The sequence below is a fragment of the Aminobacter sp. P4_H6_2 genome (assembly GCF_056400805.1).
In genome coordinates this window covers 1-5,564 of record NZ_JBFUKO010000353.1, presented here as the reverse complement: position 1 = coordinate 5,564, position 5,564 = coordinate 1, and the positions used below count along the sequence as shown (strand labels likewise).

General features: G+C 55.6%; 4 protein-coding genes and 1 pseudogene. All 5 read right to left on the bottom strand.

Annotated features, from left to right (window positions below):
* A pseudogene (locus AC1DUU_RS21455) lies at positions 1-684 on the bottom strand (hypothetical protein); the annotation flags it as partial.
* 281 nt (positions 685-965) lie between these two features.
* Positions 966-1,922, bottom strand: a complete 957-nt coding sequence (locus AC1DUU_RS21450; RefSeq protein WP_476785414.1) for a GDP-mannose 4,6-dehydratase — start codon at positions 1,920-1,922, stop codon at positions 966-968.
* Between the two features lie 33 nt (positions 1,923-1,955).
* Positions 1,956-2,936: a GDP-mannose 4,6-dehydratase gene (gmd, locus tag AC1DUU_RS21445; protein WP_476785413.1), complete on the bottom strand. Its 981-nt coding sequence runs from the start codon at positions 2,934-2,936 to the stop codon at positions 1,956-1,958.
* An 87-nt stretch (positions 2,937-3,023) separates the two neighbouring features.
* Complete coding sequence (locus AC1DUU_RS21440) at positions 3,024-4,439, bottom strand: mannose-1-phosphate guanylyltransferase/mannose-6-phosphate isomerase (RefSeq protein WP_476785412.1); 1,416 nt, start codon at positions 4,437-4,439, stop codon at positions 3,024-3,026.
* On the bottom strand, positions 4,436-5,564 hold a 1,129-nt coding region (locus AC1DUU_RS21435; RefSeq protein WP_476785411.1), incomplete at its 5' end, for a phosphohexomutase domain-containing protein. The genes AC1DUU_RS21435 and AC1DUU_RS21440, both read right to left, overlap by 4 nt.

Sequence of the window (5,564 nt, the reverse complement as noted above, 5' to 3'; positions counted from 1 at the left end):
CCACTTCTCATTGCCCGAGATGATCATCTCTAGCTGAGCTGGCGTCCAGTTCCTCATACGGTCGTTACTTTGAAAACAATCCAGTGCGGATCGTTCGGGCAACAGTTCTTCGCCAAGTCCATCGCGCACAAAAAAGGCATTAAAGCCGAGCGACTGGACCCCTACCAACCGATATCCTTTGGCGCGGGCAAGCTTGGCGAATGCCGCAAGAGACGCTCCGCATCGGTAGGGCTGCACCGATAAGTCGAGCCTGTAGTCAAACCTTGTAACCTTGTACGACATGGAGATGCTTTTTTCGGGGCCACAACTCGTGTTGAATTCGACCACCACGACGCGTGGTTGAACACAATTCAGGGCCTTCCAGATCCAATAGTCATTGCCGTCAAGATCGAGGGACAAAAGGTCAATGGGCCCGCTGAAGCTGATAACAAGATCGTTGATGTTTTCGGCGCTAATCCAAGCATCAACCAGTTTCGGCGGCGCGACACAGGTGCTTCGGCAAGTCGCATAGAACGCTCGGCCATGGGCAATATTCTGGGCGTCGCCGTCAAACAAAAGGCCATCCCAGCCGTGGTTTACGATCAAGTTTGCTGCGTTGCATTCCGTTCCGTCGCCGGCGCAAATCTCGAGAACCTTTCGATTCGTCGTTCCCAGCAAGGAGAAAATACAAAAGGAGTATGCCATCCTCACCATTCTGAGAGTGACATTGGAATTCCACGTCTGGAAAACTAGGTTGAGCAACGCCGCTTTGAGCCAGAGTTTTGTACCCCTGTCGAAGTAGGAGTTGCGAGATCTGTACTGCAGCGTTTGGATTCACGAGAGTTCCCGGGTTAACTCTTTATTATTGCTGTGTTGGCCTCGTAGAAGTTCTAAAGGTGTTGGCGGTCTAGCCTAGTGTTTGCACAAAGGCGTCAGGGTGTCATACTGTCTAAGCTTTTGTTTTCAAAGATAGGTGCCTTCGATCCTCAGCCATCGACTCGACTCTTCCAGTCATCAAGCACGCCGGATAGCGTTTCCTCAAAGCCTATTTCCGGTCGCCAGCCAAACATCCTACAAGCGGCCTCGGCACTTCCGCACGCCGTGGCTACTTCCGCTTTACGCAGTCGGTCAGGATCGACATGAATTTCGACTGCCAATCCCGACAATTTGATCAATGTATCTAGGACGGCGCTGATTTGGTGAACCTGGCTGGACGCGAGGTTGAAGACTTGTCCATACGCCTCAGGCACTTCCAAGAGCGCGGCATCCGCGTAGGCACGAACGACGTCGCGAACATCCAGGAAGTCCCTATACGCCAAGAGATTTCCCACATTGATGACTGCAGGGCTTAAACCCGCAGAAATTTCCGCGACCTGCTTTGCAAAGGCCGGCACAACGTAGGCATCGCTCTGTCCTGCGCCGGTATGGTTGAAAGGACGGAAGCGGATTGACTTCAGGCCGTCACGAGCCAGCTGCCCCACGAGAATGTCCGCCGCCGCCTTTGTTGCGCCGTACACATTCATCGGTTTTAATAYGGCGTTTTCTGTGACGGGCGCGCCAGGCACGTCGTTGAACGACGCCCCATAAACTTCGGAACTGCTCGTGAAGACGAAACGGGCTTCGGGAGCACTCTCCAGCACCGCGTAGGCAAGGTTCATCGTTCCATTCAGATTAACGTCCCAAGCCCGCTTGGGCGCATCGCGGGCCTCCGCTGGCGCGGCTACGGCCGCCAGGTGAATTACGGCTGTGGGCCGAACCTCATGGATCAGACGAGAAACCTGATCATAGTCAGTGATATCGAGGTTTCTGGCGCCGGATTTCCCGTGGCCTGCAGCGAAAACCTCTAACCTTGTCGATTGCGCGCGCGCCGCCAGCTCGCGCTGAAGCCAGCCGCCCACAAAGCCAGTCGCACCGGTAACAAGGATACGGTTTTCAGCTGGCATGTCAGAGCTTCATCACATCGCTGCAGCCGGCCATTAGACGAGCCTTGCCAAGCGCTTCAGATCTGCTTCGACCATTTCCACGATCATCTTTTCGAGGGAAATCTCTGGCTGCCAACCGAGCTTGGACTTCGCCTTTTGCGGATTGCCCAGCAAGACGTCGACTTCGGCGGGGCGGAAAAAGGCTGGATCGATGATCAAATGATCGTCGATATTGAGGCCGGCATGGGTAAAGGCGATCTTGCACATGTCGCGCACTGTCGTAGTTACGCCAGTGGCAACGACGTAGTCTTCGGCCACCTCCTGCTGCACCATCAGCCACATCGCGCGCACATAGTCCTTCGCATGACCCCAGTCACGTTTGGCGTCGATATTGCCAAGGCGCAACTCCTTCGCCAATCCTAGCTTGATGCGCGCCACGCCGTCGGTAACCTTGCGCGTTACGAATTCAATGCCACGCAACGGCGACTCGTGGTTGAAAAGTATGCCGCTTGATGCGTGCAGGCCAAAACTCTCGCGATAATTCACCGTCAGCCAATGGCCGTAGAGTTTTGCCACGGCATAGGGTGATCGCGGATAGAAAGGCGTTGATTCAGACTGCATCGGTTCCTGGATAAGGCCATACATCTCAGACGACGATGCTTGATAAAAGCGCGCGTCAGGCTTTTCCAAACGGACAGCTTCAAGCACGTTGGTGACGCCGAGACCGGTCACCTGGCCTGTCAGGATGGGCTGCTGCCAAGACGACTTAACGAAGGATTGTGCTGCGAGATTGTAGACTTCGTCGGGTGCTACTTCGCGTATGGTGCGAACCAAGCCGGAGAGGTCCAGCAAATTACCGTCGATAATGCGCACGTCTCGCGCAATTCCCAGCCATTCGAGGCGGGTCAAGTTCACATCGGAGGAACTCGAACGGCGGGCCAAGCCATGAACTTCATAGCCCTTGCCGAGCAACAGCTCTGCCAAATAGGCCCCGTCCTGTCCTGTAATACCGGTTATCAACGCTTTCTTGGCCAATTCAACTCTCCGCTTGGGTCTATTGCGTCCCTATGGAACCGCAAGAATTGTTTGCGTACTAAGGTTGTACCGATCGAATGCTCAACTTTAGCTTCGACCGTAGACATCCTCGAATCTAACGATGTCATCCTCACCCAGGTAATCGCCGCTTTGAACTTCGATCATCACTAATTGCATAATACCAGGGTTTTCAAGCCGGTGCTTGTTCCCGCAAGGGATATAGGTCGACTCGTTCGTGGTTAGGATAAGCTCCCGGTCGCCGTTGACCACTTTTGCCGTGCCGCTGACAACCACCCAATGTTCAGAGCGATGATGATGCATCTGGAGGCTCAGACTGGCTCCGGGCTTTACCTCGATCCGCTTGATTTTAAAGCGTTCGCCCTCCTCGAGCACGGTGTAAGTACCCCATGGCCGGTGCACGGTCCGATGCAAGCTGTGGGCTGCGTGTCCATTCTCTTTTAGATGCGAAAACAGCTGTTTCACATTCTGTACGCTATCTTTGTGGGCAACCAGCACAGCATCGGGAGATTCGACAATCACCAGGTCCTTGACACCAACCGTGCCAACAAGCCGGTCTGTGCTGTGGACAAAGCAATTTTCTGTGCCGACAAGGACGGTGTCGCCGTTCGATCTGTTGCCTGATGCGTCGGGGGCGATGAGATCGCCAAGAGCATTCCACGAACCGATATCGCTCCAGCCAATGTCGCAGCCCACGACCGCAACATTGTCAGCCTTTTCGAGCACGGCATAGTCGATGGAGTTTTTCGGGACCTGCGCGAAGAGTTCACGGTCAATCTCGAGCTTTGTACCGGTTGTCACAGGCGAGCGTGCCGAACTGAAAATGCTCTTTCTGCATGCTTCAAGAATTTCAGGGGAGTGTTTTTCCATCAGCCCGACCATCGTTCGCGCTGAAAAACAGAACATGCCGGAATTCCAATAAAAACGGCCTGAGGCGAGATATTCCCCGGCCCGCGCGCTGTCGGGCTTCTCGACGAAACGAACCACATCCGACCCGTCGGCCTCAATGTAGCCATAGCCAGTTTCGGCATACTCAGGAGTGACACCGAAAGTGACCAGCCTGCCACTTTGCGCCAAGTCGATAGCCTTTGCGGCAGCTTCACGAAACGCAACGACGTTGCGGATCATATGGTCGGCAGGAAACAGGACAATTATGGCGTCGTCGCCGAAAACCTGCTGGACATGAAGCGTTGCGATCGCTGTGGCGGCGGCCGTATCACGCCCCATCGGCTCTAGCAGGTAAGTGCACTCGATATCCGTACGGTCGAGCTCGCGATACTCGTCCTCTGTCTTGAAAAACAACTCGCGATTGGTGATCGTCAGAACGTGTTCGACATCCGTCAGCGTTGCAGCACGCAGGAAGGCATGCTGCAGCAGGCTAGCTCCGTCAGCGAGCTTGATAAAGGGCTTGGGGTGCGTCTCGCGCGAAATCGGCCAGAGCCGGGCACCTGCCCCACCGCTCATGATTGTCGGGATGATCTTCATTCGTGACCTATTTCCTTTGCGCGCAACACGCCTTCGGCACTGCGCAGTCCCCATTGCAAAATTTGAGCTGAGCGCTGCTCCGATGCGGCTTCAGCGTAACAGCGCAATTCCGGAGCGTTGCCTGATGCGCGATAGTGGATGACTTCTGCGTTCGAAAACTTGACCCGTATGCCGTCAATGTTGTCGCATTCCAGGATCGTGCCGAGCTCTGCGAAAAACCCTCTTCTTTGGTCAACGTCGAGCAGGCCTTGCAAAAACGGAGCGCTAGCTTCTGTGTTGACGTGTTCGATCCGGCCACTGCATGTGAAGCGCTGCGGAACGGTGCGTAGCAAGGCAGAAACTGTCACGTCCTCTTTGGCGGCCATGCCAAGCACACTCAAAATGGGCAGAATTGCGTCGCGGGTTGGAAGTGCAGCCAGTTGCCCACCGCTGGTCGCGAGCGGGGATCCCAAAAGCACACCGCCATTCGCTTCGAAGCCGACGACCCGTTGGAAGCCGTCGTTGCAGGCCGAAATCATTCCTTCAATGACGTACGGTGAGCCGACCTTGGTCCGATAAACCTTCTTGAACATGCCGCAGAGCTCGGTTGCGGTGTTCGATGTTACCGGCGTGACAACCGCGTCAGCTCCCAGGAAACGCGCGGTAAGCAGACCGATGGCGTCGCCGCGTAAAAAGTGGCCGTTTTCGTCGGCGATCAGCGGCCTGTCCGCATCGCCGTCGGTTGACACTAGCGCGTCTAGGCGATGTATCTTGCTCGCCTCCTTGGCAAACACGATATCTTCTGGGCGCAGAGCTTCCGTGTCGACTGGAACAAAGATATCCGAGCGGCCAAGGGCGACGACGTCAGCACCAGCCCGCGCCAGGATATCGACCAGTAAATCTCGCGCTACCGAACTGTGCTGATAGACACCGATGCGCCGGCCTTCCAAGGCGCCAGCACCAAGCAGGCCGTCCAGGCGTGCGCCATATGCTTCAAGAGCATGTCCGACGATGTCGACGGGCTCGGGCATTTCTACAGGCGGCACTTCGACGCCCAGGAAAGATAGGATTCCGGCCTCATCAGCCTTTTCGATCTCGCCGTCGGGACGATAGAATTTGAGTCCGTTGCGGTCAGCGGGGATATGG